The organism is Mucilaginibacter inviolabilis (assembly GCF_011089895.1).
Classification (GTDB): domain Bacteria; phylum Bacteroidota; class Bacteroidia; order Sphingobacteriales; family Sphingobacteriaceae; genus Mucilaginibacter; species Mucilaginibacter inviolabilis.
The window spans coordinates 1,816,549-1,839,971 of sequence record NZ_JAANAT010000001.1; the positions used below are offsets into that span (position 1 = coordinate 1,816,549).

The 23,423-nt window shown below is 44.5% G+C and carries 16 protein-coding genes; 2 read left to right on the forward strand and 14 right to left on the reverse strand.

Going from position 1 to position 23,423, the window contains the following annotated elements:
* The 4 genes from G7092_RS07285 to G7092_RS07300 all read right to left on the reverse strand — a co-directional run bounded on the left by G7092_RS07285 (position 1) and on the right by G7092_RS07300 (position 5,623).
* On the reverse strand, positions 1-852 hold the full coding sequence (locus G7092_RS07285) for a sugar phosphate isomerase/epimerase family protein (protein ID WP_166087684.1): 852 nt from the start codon (positions 850-852) through the stop codon (positions 1-3).
* 168 nt (positions 853-1,020) lie between these two features.
* The gene (locus G7092_RS07290) at positions 1,021-4,461 is read right to left on the reverse strand and encodes a ThuA domain-containing protein (RefSeq protein WP_166087686.1); all 3,441 of its coding nucleotides are present in this window, start codon (positions 4,459-4,461) and stop codon (positions 1,021-1,023) included.
* 281 nt (positions 4,462-4,742) lie between these two features.
* Positions 4,743-5,018 carry a hypothetical protein gene (locus G7092_RS07295; protein WP_166087688.1) on the reverse strand — a complete coding sequence of 92 codons (276 nt, stop codon included), beginning with the start codon at positions 5,016-5,018 and terminating at the stop codon, positions 4,743-4,745.
* A gap of 14 nt (positions 5,019-5,032) precedes the next feature.
* A complete protein-coding gene (locus tag G7092_RS07300; protein ID WP_166087689.1) occupies positions 5,033-5,623 on the reverse strand; it encodes a sigma-70 family RNA polymerase sigma factor in 591 nt (196 codons plus the stop codon).
* Positions 5,624-5,880: 257 nt separating this feature from the next.
* On the opposite strand from G7092_RS07300, the gene G7092_RS07305 reads away from it, so the two are divergent.
* A complete protein-coding gene (locus G7092_RS07305) occupies positions 5,881-7,776 on the forward strand; it encodes an AAA domain-containing protein (RefSeq protein ID WP_166087691.1) in 1,896 nt (631 codons plus the stop codon).
* Between the two features lie 165 nt (positions 7,777-7,941).
* Positions 7,942-8,976 carry a class 1 fructose-bisphosphatase gene (fbp, locus tag G7092_RS07310; protein WP_166087693.1) on the forward strand — a complete coding sequence of 345 codons (1,035 nt, stop codon included), beginning with the start codon at positions 7,942-7,944 and terminating at the stop codon, positions 8,974-8,976.
* A 177-nt stretch (positions 8,977-9,153) separates the two neighbouring features.
* Here fbp and pckA read toward each other — a convergent pair whose 3' ends face one another.
* The 10 genes from pckA to G7092_RS07360 form a co-directional block, all read right to left on the reverse strand.
* Entirely contained in the window at positions 9,154-10,752 is a 1,599-nt protein-coding gene (pckA, locus tag G7092_RS07315) for a phosphoenolpyruvate carboxykinase (ATP) (protein WP_166087695.1), read from the reverse strand.
* Between the two features lie 369 nt (positions 10,753-11,121).
* Positions 11,122-13,374, reverse strand: coding sequence for a CocE/NonD family hydrolase (locus G7092_RS07320; RefSeq protein WP_202985235.1), 2,253 nt, complete (start codon positions 13,372-13,374; stop codon positions 11,122-11,124).
* Between the two features lie 60 nt (positions 13,375-13,434).
* Positions 13,435-14,133 carry a LytR/AlgR family response regulator transcription factor gene (locus G7092_RS07325; RefSeq protein ID WP_166087698.1) on the reverse strand — a complete coding sequence of 233 codons (699 nt, stop codon included), beginning with the start codon at positions 14,131-14,133 and terminating at the stop codon, positions 13,435-13,437.
* The gene (locus tag G7092_RS07330) at positions 14,130-15,191 is read right to left on the reverse strand and encodes a sensor histidine kinase (protein WP_166087700.1); all 1,062 of its coding nucleotides are present in this window, start codon (positions 15,189-15,191) and stop codon (positions 14,130-14,132) included. The genes G7092_RS07325 and G7092_RS07330 overlap by 4 nt, the downstream gene beginning before the upstream one ends.
* Positions 15,192-15,421: 230 nt before the next feature.
* Complete coding sequence (locus tag G7092_RS07335) at positions 15,422-16,495, reverse strand: cellulase family glycosylhydrolase (RefSeq protein WP_166087702.1); 1,074 nt, start codon at positions 16,493-16,495, stop codon at positions 15,422-15,424.
* Positions 16,496-16,501: 6 nt separating this feature from the next.
* Entirely contained in the window at positions 16,502-17,647 is a 1,146-nt protein-coding gene (locus tag G7092_RS07340; protein ID WP_166087704.1) for a sialidase family protein, read from the reverse strand.
* A 5-nt stretch (positions 17,648-17,652) separates the two neighbouring features.
* Positions 17,653-18,687 (reverse strand): family 43 glycosylhydrolase, encoded by a 1,035-nt coding sequence (locus G7092_RS07345; protein WP_166087706.1) that lies wholly within the window; start codon positions 18,685-18,687, stop codon positions 17,653-17,655.
* Between the two features lie 8 nt (positions 18,688-18,695).
* Positions 18,696-20,768 carry a beta-L-arabinofuranosidase domain-containing protein gene (locus tag G7092_RS07350; RefSeq protein ID WP_166087708.1) on the reverse strand — a complete coding sequence of 691 codons (2,073 nt, stop codon included), beginning with the start codon at positions 20,766-20,768 and terminating at the stop codon, positions 18,696-18,698.
* 14 nt (positions 20,769-20,782) lie between these two features.
* Positions 20,783-22,624, reverse strand: a complete 1,842-nt coding sequence (locus G7092_RS07355; protein WP_166087710.1) for a glycoside hydrolase family 2 protein — start codon at positions 22,622-22,624, stop codon at positions 20,783-20,785.
* 93 nt (positions 22,625-22,717) lie between these two features.
* A complete protein-coding gene (locus tag G7092_RS07360; protein ID WP_166087712.1) occupies positions 22,718-23,419 on the reverse strand; it encodes a DUF3823 domain-containing protein in 702 nt (233 codons plus the stop codon).
* Positions 23,420-23,423: the final 4 nt, after the last annotated feature.

Below are 23,423 nucleotides of genomic sequence, written 5' to 3' on the forward strand. Positions count from 1 at the left end.
TTAATTTTTTAAACTTTTAATATAAGCTATAGTAACCGGTAACTGCTTGCTGTATGAGGGACTTTCATCTTCAATAAAATAATGTTTAATGCCCGCCTTTTTGGCCGCCTTCAGCACTTCGGGGATATTGATCTGCCCGGTTCCCAGGGCTACATCGTTGCGGGTATCCGTACCGCCGGTAAGGTCATTAGCTACGCCTTTGCGAATATCTTTCAGGTGCATGAGCTTCATGCGCGAAGGGTATTTGTTGATAAGCTGTGCAGGATCCTGCCCGCCATGAAACGACCACAGGATATCGATCTCGAACGATACATATCGCGGATCGGTATTTTTGGCGATGTAATCAAACAGCGTACCGTCCTCATATTTACCAAACTCATAGCCGTGGTTATGATAGCAAAAGGTCAATCCGTTTTCCTTTAATATTTTGCCCACGCGGTTAAAATCTGTGGCCGCTTTTTTGGCATCCTCCAGTGTAAACTCTTTTTTATGCGGTATCCAGGCTACCATCACGTAGCTTGCACCCAGCGTTTTAGCCAGCTTAACTATAGCTTGTGGATCTTTAACAATATCGTCATATCCTGCCCCAACCGATGGAATTTTGATGCCGCGCTCATCGCAAAGCTTTTTAAATTGTTCCTTGGGCATATCCTTTGGCCCCTCGCCTTCCAGTTCGGTTATACCAAGGGCCTTAATGGTATCCAACACAGCAACAGTAGCTTTGGGCATACTGCTACGAAAGGTATAAGCCTGTACACCTATAGCGTTGGTGAAAAGTGGCTTGCCGCTTTGGGCAAAGGCCGAAGATCCGAGTGCGAGACAGACACTTAGGATAATGGTATATTTTTTCATGGTTTATTGTTGTTATGTTCTTCGATATGTCATTGCGAGGAGGAACGACGAAGCAATCTCGTAGCTATTCTCATCAATGAGAACGCGAGGAGATTGCCACGCTCCGCTCGCAATGACATGGTTTTTATTTGTTATTACTCCTTACCTTCTTCTCCGTTGAGGGTGAGATCATTCAAACTGTATATCTTTAATACTCAAAATACCCTCGCTTGGTTTGGTTCTTTTGATAGCAAAAAAGTAGATGTCATGCTTGCCGCTAATTGGTTTCTGCACTTCGCCGGTTACAGAGGCCTGTTTTTTCCAGTCGCCTGTTTCAGTATAAGCTGCGGAGCTGATCACCGGACCTGCCTGCGAATCAATACGTACCTCAATTTCACCTGCCGCGTCTTTGGACGCGTATCGGTAAACAAACTTTTTAATATTCGAGAGGTCGATATCCCTGAACATCACATATGATTTATGGTTACCGGCCGACAGATCATTTTTAAAGCGGTTAAACCCTTTCAGCTCATCAGCATAAACTGCTTTTACATCGGCATTACGCAGGGTAACCACATCGGTACCTGTAAGCGGGCCAACCACTTTACCGCCTTTATCGGTGTATGACGCCAGCAGCGTGTATTCACCACGTGGTTCGGCATCATTGAATTTCAAATTCAGGCTGCCATGGAGTGGCAGTGGCATAACTTTGTTCTTTTTATCCGTAAGCGAAAAAATATACCGTACAATCTCTTTGGTATCCGGAGTTGATAATTGGGGATGAGCACTCATCAAATGCTCCGTTCCCCAACTGCCGGCACCACCATTGATGATCTTTTTAGCCAATTTATCAGTCGCTCCCTTTTGTGTTTTATACCGATTGGCTATAGCTGTAAAGCTTGGCCCTACGGCGGTTTTGTTTATAGTATGGCACGATTTACAATCGCTGGCGGCCATCAGAGCTTTGCCCGGGTAACTGACTTCAGCAGCCGATAAAGCTGCGAGGCTTTTAACAACTTTACCATCGGTAGATGGCTGCGGGTTATAAACGTAAAACAACTTTACCCGTTTTGGATCGATCACCTTATCTTCCTTATCCTTCACCACCACATTATACTTAAACGGCTTACTTTTCCAGATGAAGGATTTATTATCGGCACTGGCTATACTTACCGATGGTACGGTATTACCCACCTTTACCAGTATGGTATCACGACCTACCGCACCGGCCTTATCTGTTACTTTAAGTATAGCTTTATAAATACCTGGTTTTGTGTAAGTATGTGTTGCCGAAACAGTGGTGGCCCCTACCGTTTTACCATCAAAAAGCCATTGATAGCTAATCTGGTCATCATCGTCCAGATCGCGGCTGCCTTGCCCGTTAACGGTTAAGGTAAGCGGTGCCTGACCGGCTATTTCTTTTTTTACCGGGATAGTTTTCAACTCGGCAGTGAGGTATTTGGTGTGCTGATACAGGTTAATCATGGCGGCATCGGTAATAGCCGCTTTGGCTATCGGCGCACGGTTACCGGTATTGTATTCAATTTTCACCAGGCGGGCATCTTCGTTCTGCGCGCCGTAAACCGAACCGTATTCCAGCATATAAAATACGCCATCGGGCCCAAACTGCATATCAATAGGTCGCCTGAAATCGCCGGTTGAGGGCATAAAGGCATCGTTGCGTACATAATTTTCGTTCTGATCAAACCTCAGGTCGATCACCCAGTTGCGCATCCAGTCGGCCACAAACAAAGTACCGTCATAATACGCCGGAAATTTATTGGGGTTAGGATTATTGGCATCATACTCATAAAAATCGCCACCGATGGCGCAGCGGCCACCCAAACCCAGTTCGGGGAATTCATCCGAAGCAGCGTAAGGATACCAGATCATGGCGGGCATCGCCGGAGGCAAAACATTTAAACCGGTATTATTTGGCGAGTTATTTACCGGTGCTTTAGGATCAAACATGGGTCCGGGCGTTGCAGTAGCAAAATCCCAGTGTGAGTAAGCGAAGTTTTTGCCTACAAAATATGGCCAGCCAAAATTACCGGCTTTACGGGCCTGATTAAACTCATCATAGCCGCGCGGGCCTCGTGGCGAATCGTGCCCGGCATCGGGACCTATCTCACCCCAATACAGCACCGATGTTTTGGGATTTACGGCTATACGGTACGGGTTACGACAGCCCATTACATAAATTTCGGGACGGGTTTTGGGTGTACCTTTCGGAAACAGGTTGCCATCCGGGATGGTATAAGTACCGTCAGGCTCTGGGTGGATACGCAGGATCTTTCCTTTCAGATCGTTGGTATTACCGGCGCTACGCTGCGCATCCAGACTATAGTGTTCCTGACCGGGGCGTTCATCCAGCGGCGCATAACCATCGGAGGGAAAGGGACTGGAGCTATCGCCGACAGAAAGATACAGGTTACCATTCTTATCCCAGGCCAGCGAACCGCCATGATGCGCACCGCTCACCTTTTGAACCGGCACTTTAAATAAAATCTTTTCTGATTTGAGGTCGAGCACATTCTGCTTACTTAAAGTAAACCTTGACAGTTGAAAATTTAATGGTTCGATAGTTTGCCCGGCAGGCATATAATAGATGTAAACATAGCCATTGGTTTCAAACTGGGGATCGATATTGAGACCGATAACACCCGTTCCGCCATCGTCAGTAATGGGGAATTTATGAATTACCTTGTACTGTTTGGTATGCGTATTATACACCGAAAAATTACCGTACAACTGCGTAAAAAACACCCGGCCATCTTTAGCCACGGCCAGTTCCATAGGCGAAGCAATGTTATTTACCAGTACGGTTTTTACAAAGCGGCCCTGATCGGGCGCTACTTTGGAGTAAGCCTTAGTATAATCTAAAGGCTTGCCATTCCCCATAGCGTATTTGATGCCGCCTAACAATTGCCCCAGGAACAGCGGATCGCTGTAACTTTCGTCGGTATGACCGCAACCGGTATAAAAGGAGCGACCGCCATCATACTCGTGGTACCAGGTAATGGGATGGTCGGCGCCGTTGGTACCACCATCATAGGTATTTTCGTCCAAACTGGCCAACACATGGATGCCGCTGTAGATGGATTTATAATTATACCATTCGTCGGTACGCTCCCAGCGGGCCGGTAAATTGGCCGTGATGGGGTTGGTACGGTCGGTAACATCAATAGTAGCCTTGCGGATATTGGAATTATTGGGATGACTGGAAAAGTATGCCCCTACCAGTTTACCATACCAGGGCCAGTCGTACTCGGTATCTGCCGCCGAATGTACGCCGGCAAAACCACCACCAGCCTGTATATATCGCTCAAAGGCGGCCTGCTCTTCGGCGTTGAGCACATTGCCGGTAGTACAGTTAAATATCACCGCCTGATATTTTTTAAGATTATCGTCGGTAAAAAGCGCGGAATTGGTGGTAGTATCCACCTCAAAACCGTTCTCCTTGCCCAGCTTTTGAATAGCTGCTATACCAAACGGGATACAGGAGTGATGCCAGCCCAGTGTTTTTGAAAACACCAATACACGCGGCCCCGGAGCCGGCTTTTTAAACGAATACAGCAAAAAGCTAAGCCCAAGCCATAAAACACAGATGAGTTTGATTTTGAGAGACATGATGTGAGATTTAGTTGATATTTTTTATTCCATCAACCGGTAAAATCCCTCGTCATAAAGCACAATTACCTCTGCATGAGAGCATACTAACAAAATGCGCTATATAAAGATGAAATACTACCGGTTAAGCAATTGGTTACTACAATATTAATATTTATTTGTGTATTTACTACACTTATATTTATTCATTAAATATTGTAAGTAAATTGTTACCCGGTTTAATTTTTATCAGCTCATTTTCATAGCTCACGGTAAGCTATATCGGTTTAGTAAATTTTATCTCAATGCTTATTCAGTTTTTCTTCAATACGTTCCTGCATCTGTTTTTTATACTCTTCATCCAGCTTCAGCTCAGTGATTTTTTCCGGATGGAAGAGGTCACGTACCATTTTATTAATAAGCGTGCTTTGCTGTTCAAACACCCGGCAAACCGAGCAGCCGGCCAGGTGTATCTTCAATTCCAGTTTTTCGCGAAGCGTTAAATGGTCTATCAGCTTCTTCTCAATTAAATGAGTGGCTTTGCGGCAGTTGTACGCTATTTTTGTTAGTTCATCCATATTCCTCCCCTATTTTAAATCCAGTTTTTTTGCAGACAAGCCCTCAGATTAAGCTTGGTGCGGTGTATAATAACCCAGAAATTTGAGGGCGAAACCCTCAGTTCCTCACAAATAACATCGGTAGATTGATCATCCATATGTTTCATGGTAAATACCGAAAGCCAAAGCGCCGGCAGTTTTTGTAAACATTTTTGCAGGATGTAATTAAACTCCTTATTGATTAAGGGATCCTGTTCTTCAATTCCAAATGCTTTTGGGCGGTGTTCTACATTCCAATGCCCATCGTTGTGATCAAAGAAATCCTGTTGCTCCCGTTCGGCTTCGGCCACATCTGTTTTTTGGGCAAATGCAGATGATTTTTTACGATACACATCAATCACCTTATTTTTAAGGATGGCCGTTAACCAGGTACGCTCAGAGCTGTTGCCTTTAAACTGATCGAGCTTTTCCAGGGCTGCCAGAAAAGTTTCCTGAACAAGGTCCTTTGCCAGATCTTCATCGTTAATGCGCGTATAGGCGTACGTGTATAAATAATCGGCATATTGAGCCACCCATTTACCTGGCTCTGTTAACACATTGGTGGCGATATCATTATTGTTTGACATGAATATATTCCGGGTTAAAACTATTTTTCCTGTGCTTTTGCGGCTTAGTCGTGCCACAAGAAAAATCCTTACAGATTTTTTGAGCAAAGATTTTCGGACCAAGGAGTAAGGACAGAAAGAGAACGACGAAAGAAATTGCGCGGACCATACTGTCGCTTTTCATCCTTGCTCTTTGTTCTCTTCATCCTTACTCCAAAAAAATCCTTGCTCTTTGCTCCAAAAATCCTTGCTCCCAAAAATCCCTACCTTTGCAGGTAATGGATTATTTCAAAAAGCTCCTTGATCTGCTGAATAAAGAAAAAGAGGAGGACCGTAACGCTTATCTTAAACTAACCGAAAACTCATCAGCTGCCGACCGCCGTGCACAGGGACTTAGCTGGTACCCTATCGCTATCCGCGGAACCGAGCCCGGTCGGGGTGATTATATCAGCGTGGAGGTGGAACGCACTACTCATAAGGACCTGTCGCATCAACTGCGTTTTGGTGTACCGGCTGCCCTGTTCTCTAACCACGATCCAAAGACCGACCGTGTAGAAGGTACCATCACTTACCAGGGCGGCGATCGCCTAAAGATCACCCTATATACCGATGAACTACCCGACTGGACACGCGACGGCAAACTGGGCATCGATCTGCTTTTTGATAACAACAGTTACGACGAAATGCAGAACGCCCTTAAACAGGCTTCGGCATTAGCAGCAAAGCCACAGGAAGGACGTTTGATCCAGATCCTTACCGGTGATAAAGCACCTGCATTTAATACTATTGCACCCCTTTCCGTTCCACGCTTAAACGCGTCACAAACGGAAGCGGTTCAGAAGATCGTTTCGGCGCAAGATCTGGCTATTGTTCATGGGCCACCGGGCACGGGTAAAACAACCACTTTGGTTCAAGCCATTAAAGCGCTCATTCAGCAAAATAAAAAACAGGTTCTGGTTGTGGCTCCCAGCAATACAGCGGTTGATCTGCTCAGCGAAAAACTTACAGACGAAGGGCTGAATGTATTGCGCATCGGTAACCCGGCCAGAGTGTCTGAAAAACTATTTTCCTTAACCCTCGACAGCAAGGTTGCCGAGCATGGTGACAACAAGGAGATCAAAAAACTAAAAAAACAGGCCAGTGCTTATAAAGACATGGCCCATAAATACAAACGCAGCTTTGGCAAAGCAGAACGCGATCAGCGTAAGGCCCTGTTTAACGAAGCGCACAAGATCATGAAGGATGTGGCCGCCACCGAACAGCATATTGTTGATGATCTGGTGAGTAAGGCGCAGGTAATCACTGCTACACTGGTAGGCGCCAATCATTACACCATACGCGATGTTAAATTTGATACCGTGGTAATTGATGAGGCCGGTCAGGCGTTGGAGCCTGCCTGCTGGATACCTATACTGAAAGCGCAGAAAGTAATATTGGCTGGTGATCATTGCCAACTGCCCCCTACTATTAAATCGGCGGAGGCGGCAAAAAATGGACTGAGCACTACCCTTCTCGAAAAATGCACCACCCTGCACCCCGAAGCCGTGGTTTTACTGGAAGAACAATACCGTATGCACGAAGCCATTATGGGCTTTTCGTCGGCAGAGTTTTATCAGGGCAAGTTGAAAGCCCATGCTTCTGTAGCGCAGCGTTTACTATTCCCGGATGATATGCCTGTTTCATTTATAGACACCGCTGGCTGTGGTTTCGAAGAGCAACAGCAAGGTACCAGTGTGGCCAATCCCGAAGAAGCCGTATTTTTGTTAAAGCATCTGAATAAACTAGTCGGCAATTTAACTGATACTGCCAATTTCCCCAGCATTGCTATTATCGCGCCTTATAAAGAGCAGATCAGGGTATTGAATGAGTTGCTGGCCGCCCACCCCGAATTACTTCGTTACAGCAATCATATTTCGATCAATACTGTTGACAGTTTCCAGGGCCAGGAACGCGATGTGGTTTATATCAGCATGACGCGCAGCAATCCGGATGGTGAGATTGGTTTCCTCTCAGACATCCGGCGGATGAACGTAGCGCTGACCCGCGCCCGGAAAAAACTGGTGGTTATCGGCGACAGCTCTACCCTTACCCGATTACCTTTTTATGCCGACCTTGTTGACTATACCGAGCGCCTGAACGCCTACGAAAGTGCCTGGACTTATGCCGGTGATTAATACACTTTGCTAACACCTTTTAGTAGCCATTTTTACACTATTAACTCATGAAACGCAAACGTTATCGACGATAAATATTGCCAAATTGTTTCATTTTAGCCTTTTTTATGATTACCTTGTGAGCAAACCAATAACAAATTAATACGTAAAAAATACACTAAGCCTATGGCACAAGCAAAAACATTAGGGCAATTTATCATTGAAAAACAAGCGGATTTTCCGTACGCTAAAGGTGAGCTTTCACGCTTGTTACGTGATATAGGTATTGCGGCAAAAATTGTTAACCGCGAGGTAAACAAAGCGGGATTGATGGACATGCAGGGAGAAGCCGGTAGTACCAATGTTCAGGGCGAAAGTCAGCAAAAACTGGATATTTATGCCAATGAGCAATTTATAACAGCCCTTAAAAGCGGCGGGGAATGCTGCATTGTAGCATCAGAAGAAAACGAGGAGATTGTGATGCTGGATACCGATGTATCCCTGGATGCTAAATATATTGTAGCTATTGACCCACTGGATGGTTCCTCCAATATCGATGTGAATGTATCGGTAGGTACTATTTTTTCTATATATCGCCGCCAAAGCACTTCGGGCCGGGCTACACTGGCCGATGTATTACAAAAAGGCGTAAACCAGGTTGCCGCAGGTTATGTGATCTACGGTACATCAACCATGCTGGTTTATACCACTGGCAAAGGCGTTAATGGCTTTACGCTGGATCCGTCCATAGGCGAATTCTGCCTGTCGCATCCGGATATGAAAATACCCAAAACAGGCATTATCTATTCTATCAACGAAGGTTACTATGTACATTTCCCGCAAGGAGTAAAATCGTACATCAAATATTGCCAGGTTGAAGATGAAACCACCCATCGCCCTTACAGCTCGCGCTATGTTGGCTCCATGATAGCCGATCTGCATCGCAGCATGATTAAAGGTGGCATATTCATTTACCCGGTTACGGCAGCCACTCCAGGCGGTAAATTACGACTGGTTTATGAATGTAACCCTATGTCGTTTGTTATTGAGCAGGCTGGTGGCCGGGCCACTGACGGTAAAAATCGAATTATGGAACTGGATGTAAATTCCCTTCACCAGCGTACTCCTATTTTTATCGGCTCCGAACAAATGGTTCTCAAAGCCGAAGAATTTATGGCCGAAGCTGTAGAAGAGGAAATAAGTATGGGATTAGCGGGGTAAAAAGCGGAATTGTCATTCTGAGCGGAGCGAAGAATCTACTCTACGATAGTCAATTCGGCAATAGATCCTTCACTCCGCTCAGGATGACAAATTGAGTTAAAGAGAAAAGCCAAACCAAAAACCCCGGCAATTTGCCGGGGTTTTCTCATTTGAAAAACGAAACACAATTATTATCGATTATCCAGCCGTTACAACGGTTGGCCCAACGGAGCAAAGCATTCCGTCAGAAAATCCTTTGTATTGACTGCAGTTTTTGCGGAAAAGACCGGCCAGGTGATTAGCCGTTTCTTCGTAATTATAAGAGTCGGTCCAGGTATTTGCCGGGTTCAGTAACTCTGAAGGAACGCCAGGGCAGCTTTCAGGTATCATCAGATCAAAAATGGGTAGTTTTTGATAAGATACATCATTCAACTTTCCTCTAAGTGCGGCCTTGATCATGGCACGGGTATAACTTAGCTTAATACGTTCGCCTGTACCGTATGAGCCTCCTGTCCAGCCGGTATTCACCAGCCATACATTTAGCGGATACTTGTCCAGCTTTTCGCCCAGCATTTCGGCGTATTTAGTAGGATGCAATGGCAAAAAGGCCCTGCCGAAACAGGCAGAAAAGGTAGCTTCTGGTTCGTTAATACCATATTCAGTCCCGGCTATTTTTGCGGTATAGCCCGAAAGAAAATAATACATAGCCTGCGCTTTATTTAGCCTGGATATAGGTGGCAGCACCCCAAAAGCATCGGCCGTGAGGAAAAATATATTCTTCGGAATATCACCAATTGCCGGTTCTATCGCGTTGCTGATGAAACTCATGGGGTACGAAAGGCGGATATTTTCGGTCTTAGACAGATTATCAAAGTCAACCGTTTTTGACCAGGGCTTAAAACAAATGTTTTCCAAAAGTGCCCCGGGCTGCATAGCCTGGTATATCTGCGGTTCCTTTTCGGCTGTAAGTCCGGCTATCTTGGCATAACATCCCCCTTCAAAATTAAACACAGAATTTTCACCCCAGCCATGCTCATCATCACCAATCAGTTGTCGGTCCGGATCGGCAGAAAGCGTGGTTTTACCGGTGCCCGATAAGCCAAAAAAGATGGCCGTATCGCCATCTGCACCTTTATTGGCCGCACAATGCATAGGCAGGATCCCCTGGCGTGGTAAAAGAAAATTCAGTACGGTAAATACCGCTTTTTTGATCTCCCCGGTGTAACCTGTCCCTCCTATCAGGATAATCTTACGGGTAAAGTTGATGATCGAAAAATTATGCTGACGGGTACCATCCACAGCAGGGTCAGCTTTAAACCCAGGAGCCGATACAATAGTCCACTCCGGATCGATAACTCCTTCGGGTCGCAGAAACAGGTTATAAGCAAACAGGTTCTGACTGGCTGTTTCGGTAATCACACGCAAGGTAAGGCGACTGCTTTTTTCGGCACATACCATGGCATCGCGTGTAAAAATAGACTTGCCATATAGGTAAGCCATCACCTTAGTGTACAGACTATCAAACACTTCCGCATCTACAGGAATATTAATATCACTCCACCAAACGGTGTCTTTTGTCACATTGTCCAGCACAATAAACCGGTCTTTTGGTGAGCGGCCGGTAAACTCACCAGTGTCGATAGTTAATACATCATGATCAGTTAAATAGCCCTCCTTGCGTTCCAAAGCGGCTTTTATTAAAATCTCCGGAGGTAATTGATAATGAATCTCCTGGGCTTTATTCAGCTCCGGAAATTCCGTTTGTAAGCTTGTACTTTTATTAGTGATTTGTCCCATATCACATTAATTTTGTTATTGGTTTGGGGCAAAACTAAGACTACAAAAACGCAATTCAAAATATATAACAACTGATAATCAATAAGTTGTATTCAATACACTAAGCCAGTTAACCCTACTAATCAGAGGGTTACCGTGCAATTTCGCAAGGAATTGCTTTGGAAATATTTATAGCTGTAATATTGACGGAAATAAGCTAAAAACGGTTATTTTGAGGCATTTTCATATATTTTTCCTATCCATCTTTGTCACCTCAAACGATAATGAGAGATTTTTCGCCCAGGATAAGTTCAGCGCAAAAGATCTCTCCTCGTACCTCGTTCGAGATGACATTTCTTATTTTTCACATAAAGAGGATTCACACTTTGCTTACTGCTTAACCGGCACGCTGATAAAACTATTATTGTACCATTTGATACGCAGCGGAACGTTCCCGTCGCTTACAGTTTCAGTACTAACATCCTTCCCTGTCCCGTAGTTCACCTCAGCGAATGAATTTTTATTGATATCCAGCACTACCAGCAAACGACTACCTTTGCTTAACTGACGGCTCACCATACGGCTACGGTAAAACGGGATAGTTTCTATTTTACCCGGGTGCAGCAGTTTCCGCACACTCATATCTGCGGCATAACTGGCACGCCCTAAAAAGTACGACAGGTCAAAAAGATCGCCATTAGGCATCACCTCATATAGCGAAACCCCAATATCCATATCTTTTTTGTTGATCATGGCTTTTAAACTGCCACTAAACATACCGTTTACCTCCACCGGCTTATTAAAAGGCTTACTCATGAAAAACAAACCGGTAGTATGATCGAGCTCCTTTTTGATGATAGGATAAGGATAATAGTTATTATTATTAGAAGTCTGATGATCGGCCAGATTTACTTCCTGGTTCAGTGCCACAAGTGTATTGGGCTTTTTATCAGAAAGAACATAATGATCGCCTTCTTTTTTATCCGTGAGGTACAAATTAAGCGTGGTATTCGCCATTTTAGGTATAGAAGCTGCATGCTCCCATTTGTTGGCACCCATTACCTCAAAGTTCACCTTATCCTGCAAAATAGCCGGCTTTTTGTCATCTTTTAAAACATGATCCAGCCATTGAAAAGTAATATCCCGCGTATTGATAAGCGCTACAGAATCAACAGCATAGTCGCGCAAAACAGGATATCCGCCCCGTTGTGATCCAAAATGATCATAAGGACCTATGATAAGGTAATGCTCAGCTTTTGGATTATACTTTAGATGCTCCTGCAGGTAATGCAGAGCCGATATCTGCCCATCATCATAATACCCGGTAACTGTAAGTACAGGAATCTTGATATTAGCGTAATCCTCTTGATATGGTATCTGCCCCTGCCAGTATTTGTCGAAGCCAGGATGCTTCAAGGAGCGTTGCAGCCAGGGATTAGACGTTCCGTCGATGCTGTCGAGTTTATTATAGGCAACACCAGTGGTATACCACCTATCGTTTGTACTTCGCCAACGCTGGGGATTATAATACACCTCGTTGTCCAGGTATTTATTATTGGTAACATAAAGAAACCAGCCATAATTAGCATTGATAAATACATTGTTTTCCATCGGCAAGCCCAAACCTGGTATAGCTGCCACATAAGGCACAATGGTTTTAAGCGCTGGGTGATGGTATTTGGCTGCGGCCCATTGGGTAAAGCCATTATAACTGCCCCCATACATACCAATTTTGCCGTTACACCAGTTTTGTTTACTGATCCAGTCAATAACCTCATTAGCATCCTTGCCATCGTGCTCATAAGGAACAATCTGATCAGGACTTAAACCTTTGCCCCGGGTATAAGCCATCACTCCTGTATAACCATGAATAGCCGGCTCCAATATAGATGACCAGTCTGCACTATCGGCATAAATGGTGTATTGCAAAACCACCGGCTGTGGTGTTGTAACGCCTTTTAAACGAACCACGATAGCAGCAATGGAGGCGCCATCCTTTGTTTTAATGAGTTGATTACGGATAATATATCGCTTGTTAAATTCCTCGCTTAATAAAATTTTTGATATCGCCTCAACCTGCTGATAAAAGTTAAGCCGGTAGTATCTTTTGCAAAGCTCCAAAGCATCTTTGATATCCAGGCTATCGTTGTTTTCGGCCTTCGTCAGTGCTTCTGCAAAATCCTTTTTCACTTGACTTATTCCACTCCGGGTAATAAACGCGAGCGAAAAACGCACGGCATCCTTATTATTCAACTCAGAAAACATATTGCGGAACAATGGTTTATAAGCTTCACTAAACGAAAGATTGGATGATGACTGTTTGAGCCTAGCCTGCACCAACAGCTCATGTTGTTTATATAATAGCTGATCGTTGGTTTTTGATATTCCACGCAAGTTGGTAATGCTTACCAGGGCATCTGTATACCTGCCAGCTAATATCTGCAGTTGGAACACATCATTCAAATAGTCTTTTTGATCGCCGGCTTGCTGATACTTCGCCAGCACTTCATTAGCCAGTACCGGCATTTGCCGGGCAATACTTATGCTATCTGTTTCGCTTAGTTTTTGAAAATGAATACGTTGCGCGTGACAACAAAAACTTATCAAAAGGCATAGCAATGCCATACAGTGTTTTCTGTTCATGATTTTTAATGTTTTATGATTATTTACTCCTTCTCCTTTGGAGAAGGACTGGGATAAGATTTATATACGACCCATACTTTTCAGCTTTACGGATTGCCGGTCGGAAGCCTCGAGCACCTCTCCCGTTTTCAGACTGATCTGCAGGCGACCATTTGGCACGATTTGGACACTTTGGATAAATTTCAGGTTGATGATCTGCGAGCGATTGATCCTGAAAAAAACAGAAACATCCAGCTTTTCCTCCAATTGATTTAATGAGCTTTTCAGAAATACATTTTTATCCTCAAAGTATAACCGCGCGTAGTTATCCATAGATTCTATCAGATGCACCTTGCTCCATTTAATAAAATGATATTGCTGCCTGTCCTTCACAAATATTTGCGGGTCAGAGATTTGCTGTGCCAGTTTTTGCCGTACCTTTTCCATAGCCAGGGAAAAGCGTTCTTCACGGATGGGCTTCATCAGATAGTCCAGCGCGTTTACCTCAAAAGCCTTTACGGCGTACTCATCAAAAGCAGTGGTAAATATCACTTCGGGCACCTCGCTCAAGGATTCCAGCAGGTCGAACCCCGAACGTTCGGGCATCTGCACATCCAAAAAAATCAAATCGGGATGTTTTTCCGTTATTTGAACAATAGCCTCGTCGGCGTTTTTAGCCTCTCCTATAATCTCCATATCAGGATACGGCATCAACAAGCGTTTAACCTCCTGCCTGGCCATGCGTTCATCATCAATTATCAATACACGCAGCTTTTTCATGAGTTTGGGATCATTACGGTTGCTAAAACAATACCCGGCATCCGTCCGGTGATAGTAAAGGTTGCCTTACCCTTATACTGTAACTCCAGGCGTTCCTGTAAGTTTTTGAGCCCTACGCCTCCTCCTGACTGATCCATATCCAAATATCCCGGATTTTGAACGCAGATATGGGTATGCTCCGGAAATTGTTCGATTTGAATACTAACAAGTCCTCCATCCTTTTGCTTCGCGATACCATGTTTGATGGCATTCTCAACGAGAGTTTGAACGCTGAGTCTCAGGATAGACATTTTTAACAATTCATCATCAACCTTTATGATAAACTGCAGGCGTTCTTCAAAGCGTAATTTTTCCAGTTCCAGGTAATCTTTTACCAGTTCAACTTCTTTAGTGACAGATGTCAGCATGATATCACCGCTATATAAACTGGTGCGCAGGATATCTGAAAGCAGATCGATACCTCTGCGTGCCGAGTCTGGGTTTTCAATAACGAGGGCTTTGATATTATTAAGCGAATTGAACAAAAAATGCGGATTAAGTTGTGCCGACAGATTATTCAGTTGCGCCTCGCGGGTAATGATGGCCAGGCGGGCATTCTCTTTGGTTATGTTAATCTCTCTTCGTGCATATTGGTACAAATGATAAGCCAGCAACCAGATGGACATTAACCGCACACCAGCTATAAAAATATGCTCTATGTTTAATTGAACAAATTCTGAAAAAGGTTGCTGAAAGGCCGAAACAAACCAAAATTTCAAAAAATACACCTTTAAGATAGTAAATATGGTATAAGCCACACCCAATACCAAAGCGGCGGGCACCATTCTTTGCAGCAACCGGTTAATGCCCAGCATTTGCCATTGATGACGTAATGCAAAATTGCGGTACAGGTGGGTGATCAGGATATAAAGACCTACATCTGTTACAAACTGCAACAGCCCCAGCACCGGATTAAAAGGCCCACCAGTAAAACCAATAAAAGTCCAGTAAAGCGAAGCCACCGACCAACCGATGAGTTGGCATTTCCAATAAAGAGATAGAGGTAATGGCTTTTTCAATTTGTACTTTGCTTATTTTTTATATACCAAAGCAACAAAATCTATCTGCAACAAAAAAATAAAGTACAGGAACGGGGTATTTTGGGGATAAACGGGGGAACTTTGAATGATATAGTGATAACTAAATGCCATCGAAACCCAAAGGGTACAAACGCATGTAATACATCCGTACCCTTTGGGTTTTCCTACTACCGGTATTCGGAACTATTTATAATTTGCACCTCCGCGTTCTATTTTCCTCTTCCTGTCAGGTTTTTGATCAGTTCGGCTTCTTCGGATTTGTAAGGGGTGCCGTCTTTGCGGAAAATATCGTGAAACCATAATTTGGGTTCGCTGCCATCAGGTATAGGGGTATCCCAGGCGTAAATAGTATTGGTTTTGCCCGATACAAAACCCCAATTAATAGCACCAACATTTTCTTTCTTTAACATAGGCAATACCGTACTGAACAAACTATTGCGCGGACGTGCCATATATTCGGTACAGATCAACGGGCGACCAATCATTTTCAGGAACTGAACAGTTTTTAAATGATCAGCCTCGGGTGAGTAATCGTGATAAGTGATCACATCTGAATTGGCTATCTGGTACTGGTTGAGGGTTTCCAAATTCCAGCTCCATACACCTGCACTAACCGGTTGACTTGGATTGATTTCCCTTGCCCATTTAAAAACCGATTTTAATAGCGGTAAAGACTTATCACCTTTTCCTGAGTTGCCGGGTTCATTATACAAATCCCATAGCAATATGCGTTTATCAGCAGCAAAACGTCTTAATACATCTTTTACATATTTTTCGAGCGCCGGAAAATTGGCAGCTTCTTCTGAAGCGGGTTGTCCTGGATCCTGCATCCAGCCAGAGTTATGAACCCCTGGTTTGGGCTCTGGTTGTTTCCCGGTTTTGGGTTCCTTGTTCCAGCAATCATCAAAAAACACAAACATGGTTTGGATGCCGTGCTTACTGGAAATAGCCAGGTATTGATCAACCCGTTTCTTAAAACCTTCGGGATCTTGCTGCCAGGCCAGGTGGTGTAAAAACACACGCATCACATTCATGCCTATGCCTTGCGCGTAACCCAGCTCTTTGTCGATGGTATTGGGGTCGAAGGTATCGGCCTGCCACATTTCCAGTTGATTAATGGCCGTACTGGGTATAAAATCACTACCTACTAACCATTGGTGTTTAGCGTACCATGTTTTTGCCTTTTGTGCCGGCCATACCTGTGCCGGGGCTTTTTGCTGTGCCGAAGCCGCCATATGGAACAGGGCGAATACTATGGCCAATAATTTTAATTTCTTTTGCATGTGTTATTATTTAATAAATTCTTTTTTATTGATTAAATGTCCTTTGATCATCCAAATGGCTGTATAGCTATTATAAGCATCGGTTGAAGTGAGGGCAATAACGGTTCCATCCTTCAATATGCACAGCGAGTTCCATAATCCATGTTTATTTAGCGGGATGTTAAATGGTGTAGCTGTATTTACAAAATCCTCACCTTTATTATTGCCCACGGCTACCTGCATACAGGCCAGCTCCCAGTTGCCGTTCCTGCCAAAAGTGCTTTGATAAGATAAAATTGTTTGCCCGCCCGGTAGTTGGCGCAGATATGGCGCACCGGCGTAAACAGTATCAGGTAGTTTAGGTGTTAGGGCATAAGTGCGTTCAGGATCATTGGCACCTACCGTTCTTTGCCAGTTTTGACTAAAGCTATTGCGAATAATGGATGGCTTAAACTGGCGACCGGCATTGTCTTCGATAGAAAACAATATCTCTTTTGTCCCTTTCAGTATAATAGGCACAGGCATACCATCCCGATGACCCGGCGTAAAAGAAACTATCTTGGGTGTTGTAGTCCAGGTTAAGCCATTATCATGCGACCGGAAGATGGATATATTTTGCTCGTTGGAGTGCGTATAAACCCCTTCGTTGGAGAAATATAATTGAATTTCGCCATTGGGCAGCTGTATTTGCGATGGTTCCCAGCAACCATCTTCAAACCGATAGCCCGCTTCGTATACCAGCCGTTCATCGCGCCAGGTTTTACCTTGGTCATAACTTTTTTTAGTGCGGATAGCAAAATGTTTGTTGGTATCCCAGCTACCATTTATTTTGTGCGGCCGCGGATTATAGGATACCAACAACGAATGATCTTTCAATTCCAGGATATCGGGCACAGCCATATTCACCCCAGAGATAGCTTTAGCTATAACCACCGGTTGCAGCCAGGTTTTACCCAAATCATGACTTTGTGTACACTCCACGCCACCATTACTTTCATACACACATAACAGACTGCCATTGTACAGCTGTATCATACGGGCGTAGTTGGCATCTTTGCTGCCTGACAATGGCGCAACCTGTTTTAATGACGCCTGATCCCATATAATAGCTGCCTGCCCCATCGACATCAACGGGATAAATAGCAAGAACAGCCAGGCGAGTGTTTGTTTCATGGTCATTATTGAATATCGTCGAGCCAAAAATTAAATGGTTTATCCCTATCGCAAACGAGTGTGCCATTGCTCCATTCCAGTTCGGCCGCATGTATTGAAGTTCTCTTGGATGAGTAGGAATATGTCCCATCCTTATCCAGTCCCCCATCATCCTGGTGCGTTTTCCGGCCGGGATGCGTAAAGTAAATAATATAAGCATGATCGTCGGATATCACTACATCAGCATGAGCGCCGGTTGGTGTATCCTCCGGGCGGTGTCCCGGTGTATCCAACACGAGCCCTTGGCGTTCCCAGGTTTTGGCATCATTTGAACGGCAAACCCGTTGACCGTGCCATTCGTCAGTGATCATCCAGTAATAATTTTTGAACCGGAAAATCTTGGGGCCTTCATGTGCCTGGCCATCAATGGCGGGCTTATCAGCGGCTTTCCAATTGATCAGGTCGGTGCTTTCGGCGGTCATGGTGATGCTGCCCAGCTTCTGATCTTTATACCACATGTGCCATTTACCATCCAATAATTTGATGAGTGTGGGATCGATAATGTTATGATCGGGCAAATTCAGCGGTCCCACATATTTCCAGTCCCACAGGTTTTTACTCGTATAATGCACAAGGTGCGAGTCGCCGCCCCATTGGCTGTAAATCCCGCGGATGTAAACCACAAACATGTGATAGGTGCCATTTTCATAAACAACATCAGGCGCCCAAAAGGTATTTTGTCCTTGTTCAAACTCCAGGTTTAATGCGCCTTTATAAACCCAGGTATGGCCATGATCTTTAGATGTAGCCGCCCCTATTGCCGTACCATAACAAAAGGCTACACCTGGCGACTGTACATTAGCCCTGCGCTGGGTGTATAGCATTGTCCATACCTTTTCGGCACGATTGTAAACCAGTACCGGATCGGCAGCGCCATCATACACCGGATCGCGGTAAAGTGGCGATGGTGGCTGATGAGTTATAGCCAGGCTGTTCTGGGCTTTGCTATCAACAGACAGCAAAGCCAGAACTATGAATATCAGAAGGCCTTTTAACTTCATTCTGTTAACTATTCTACAACCGGGAAAGACGAAATTCGTAATCTGGCCCCTCCCATGGGCACTAAGGTGAGATTGGCTACCGGTTTATCCGTTTTTACCGGACTGGCTGGCAGTAATCCGCAAAGGCCATATTGATCTATCGTCCAGCCGGGAATCTGTTTTCCTTTTGCCTTGAGTTCAATAGGCGCGTTGGCATTGGTAAAAGGATTATCATCTTTTGGCCAGCTTTTGTGGATGACCTCTAAGGATTTTTCCGGATGCTGTTCATTTATCACCAAACCATAGTTCCAGGCAGATGCCGGGTGAATTTCATACGAAGGCCATTTCTGCGGATCGGCAGTGGCTTGCCAATGCGAATCGCCTTGTGTTGACTTACGACCATCTTCTTTTGTATATTGCTCATCAATTTTGAGCGAATACGTAAGCGGTCCGTAATTTATGCTCACACTATTCTTATTGGCAGCCCACTGGCGAACTTTCAGTTGCATAGGTAAATGCAGGGTTATCTTATCACCATTTTTCCAGGTTTTGGCCAACTTAATATAACTGCCTGTACTGGTATTTACCGCTACGGCAACACCATTTACTTTTACAGCAGCTCCCTTGCACCACTCAGGTATTCGCAAATAAAGCGGAAAACTTACTGAACCAGAGGTATTAACCGTAAAACTCACCTGATCTTCAAAAGGATATCTGGTAGTTTCTGTAAGACTTACCTGTACCCCGTTACCCACTTTGGCATTTACCTCACCTTGCGTGTACAACTGTACGGCAAGGCCATTATCAGGTGTGGCCATACAACTGTTTTCGGCATAGTAAACCCAACCAGCGGCATGATTATGCTGGCAACAACGGCTGCTGAATGGGTTCATCATCAAAAATGGCCCTTCATTGGATATACCGGGGTGATGGTCTTTGCTATCACTTACCACCATATTAGGGGCTGTTAAATATCGTAGCGACCGGTAGTCGGGCATAAAAGCAGCTGAGAAAGTATTGAAAGCTACGTCTTCGCAATTCTCGGCCCAGAAAGTATCGCCGGTTGAACCCAGCAACATCTGATCTGATGTCATTTGCTCCACCATACCGCAGGTTTCAACAGCCTGACGCGGGTCATCATAACCTTTACGGGCGTTTTCATCTGCACCAAACATACCGCCCGGCACCTGACCATACAATGTACGGATGATTTTAAAATCGTTATAGGTAGCAGCCAGGTCTTTTGGATCATGGCTTTGCAGGTAATAGGTAGCCGGTTCGCGAAAACACTGAGCTATATTTACGTTATGCCAATTGGGCAAATTGTTGGCCTGGCGCCAGTTTGCGGTATTTCTATCGAGCTTGGCAGCCAGATCGAGCAGGAATTTATCGCCGGTACGGTTGTACAACCAATATACGCTGAGCATATTATCGCCACCGCGGCTATTTTCCCAATAATCTTCCAGGAACTTATTATCGGGTACAGATAACTCGTACTTGAAATATTTGGTCATGAAAGGGATTACCCTGGGATCCTTACTATACTCATAATAAGATTGCAGGCACCAAAGCATCGGCATGTTCGTCCACAGGTCACGATTCCCATTATTTGTTCTTGCCGGACCGAAATCACCGTCGTCCCGTTGATTATTCAGCACAGCATCTATCCAGAATTTGGCTTCGGCAATCATTTTTTTGTCATTCAGCATATAACCAATATCGGCGTAGCCTTTTAGCCAGTAAGGCAGTTCTTCCCAGCCATATTCGCCTTTACCCTCTTTGTTAAGCCAGGCATTATTGGTTTTAGAGAGCCATATGCTAATCTCACCCAGGTTGCCGGTGAGGCCGTCACGCTGTAATTCCAGCGCTTTTTTTAACCAGCCACTGGCTTTGATGCTCCCGACAGGTAATTTGGTAAAGTATTGCCTTTGCAGGGGCGCACGGTTATTTACATAAAATGCATTAGCCTGCCCATTGTCAACTTTGGTCACAGTTGTGGCTTTCACTCCTGTTTGGGCTATTGCCGCAATACCTGAGCATACCAGAACCGAGGTAAAGCAAAGACTAGTTTTAATAATGTTGATCTTATTTTTGAAGCGCATATTCAACGGTTATTTTATTTTACTAAAGATGGATCGTACAGCTTACTATTTACTTTTTGCAACGATTCTACCGGCATTTTAATCACCTTACGATCATAGGTCATAAAGCCGTTCACCTCGCCTTCCACATCAGTAGTTTGGGTGTATACAGCCGCTGATAAACCTAGTTTAATTAATTCTTGTAACCTGTCGGTAAACGTGGCATACTTTTTAAACAGGTCATCGCCATTTTTAAAGTTTTGGTAGCCCCAGTTTTTGTTAGCTTGCCAGGTATGCCCTTCTACCGGCCACCCCAGACCACCAAACTCACCCAGTACTACAGCCTGCGTTTTACCAAATATTTCGGCACGCGGCATAGCCGGATTAGGATAGTTATGCAGATCGACTATATTACCGGTAGCATAAAAGTTGCCACCACTGGCGCTGTTCACCAGGCGTGATGGATCTTTTTTCATTGTCCACCCGGTAATTTCCACTGTTTTAAACTGGCCCCAGGCTTCGTTAAACGGCGTCCAAACAACGATGCATGGATAATTGTATAAAGCGTTCATAATGGCATTCCATTCCTTGCGGTAATAACCTTCAGACTCCGGCGTGCGCTGCTGGTCTGTTGCCCTGTCATACACACCCGGGCGGTTTTCCCAATGGTTACCTAAGTCTCCGCTGGGCATATCCTGCCAAAGCAGCATCCCCGTTTTATCACAATAAGCATAGTAACGGGCAGGCTCTACCTTAATATGCTTGCGGATCATGTTAAAGCCCATGGCTTTCAGCTTATCGATATCAAAGCTCATAGCCTCATACGTTGGTGGGGTGTATAAACCATCGGGCCACCAACCCTGGTCAAGCGGGCCATATTCAAATACAAACTTGTTGTTCAGCAACATGCGCTGTACACCATTGGCATCGGCCCCTAGTGATATTTTACGCATGGCGAAATAGCTTTTTACTTCGTCAACCAGTTTGTTGTTACGAATAAGTGCTACACGCAGGTCATACAGAAAAGGATCTGTTGTCGACCATAATTTCTCATTTTTAATATCCAGTACGGCGGTTGCGCCGGCATCCACAATTTTTTCGTCAACCTGCGTTTGTCCATCCCAGGCCGTGATCTTCAATTGATCACCTGGCTGGCTATTAGCAACATAGGCCGAAACCGAAAGTGTGTGCTCATCAATATTGGGTGTTTGCTTGGTAGCTTCGATATGCGTTTTGGCTACACCTTCTAACCAAACGGTTTGCCAGATGCCGGTAACAGGGGTATACCAGATACCTTCGGGCTTTTTAACCTGCTTACCGCGCGGTTGCGGACCATCATCCGTAGGATCCCAAACACTTACTTTAATTTCCTGTTTTGAACCTCCTTTTAAATAAGGAGTTATATTGAAGGTAAAAGGATCAAATCCACCTTCGTGGACACCGGCGCTTTTACCATTAACGAATACTTCCGTGCGCCAGTCCACCGCGCCAAAGTGTAACAAAATATCTTTTCCTTTGATAGTTTTATTAAGTGTGATGCTTGTTTTATACCACAACATGCTATCCTTACCTACTGTTTTGCCTACTCCTGATAATGCCGATTCAACAGCAAAAGGAACCAATATCTTTCCCTCATATTTAGCAGGACCCGCCGTAGCTTTAGGTACTATAGCATAGTCCCACAAACCGTTCAGATTTTGCCAGTTGGGGCGTACCAATTGCGGCCGTGGATATTCAGGCAGGGGCGCTTGTGGGTCAACCTTTTCGGCCCATGGCGTGGTGATCCTGTCTTTGATCAGATGCCAGTCATTTTGTTGCGCACCTGCTGACAGGGAAGCGGAAATTAAAAGGGATAAGCAAAAATTCAGTTTTTTCATCAGGGATTAACAGAGATGTAATTGTATATAGAATTAAGATTTATTTTATAAATATAAGGGGCCATCATGATGAATGGCCCCTTTAAGTTGTAATTAATAAGATACTTTAACTACCGGCGAAAATATCATATCCTCTACCCCGGCTATCCGGATGCCTACACGGGCATAAACATAGTTTTGTGTTACCGGAAAAGTAGGTATAGCCACGTTTAAAGATACATTTGATGGATCGGTGATAGCACCGCCATCCAAATCGGCTTCTGCGGCGTGATCGCTGGGCGATACAAACTGGGTTTTATTTACAAATAAACTTACCGTTTGTATATTTTTAGCGGTAGCATCCGTAATCACTTTTTCGATACCAAAATTTGCGGTTATTTTACCACTGGCAGCGGCTATCTGCGCATTCCTGATCATATAATAAGGAGTTACTTCAATATTTACGGTCTGATCTCCGGTTAAGGCGATATTAATCGTATCCCTTCCGCCCGAGGGGAGCTCTTTCCATTGAAAAGGCCCTTGCCCACCCGGAATAGTAAATTTATAATTTCCGCTGAAGGTTAATACAGAATAGGTACCATCCTGATCAAATGTACCGGTAATGGGCGTATTACCCTTATAACCTGTTTGATAAAGCTGAAAAGGAACCTGATTATATTCCACTCCAATAGGCGAACCTTTGTACATTAACTGCCCGGTTAATTTAATTGAAGGAGGTTTAACATTATCCAGCTTACAGCCCACAGCCGAAAGCATCAGGATAAATATGGCGATGTGATGAAATTTAATTTTCATGATC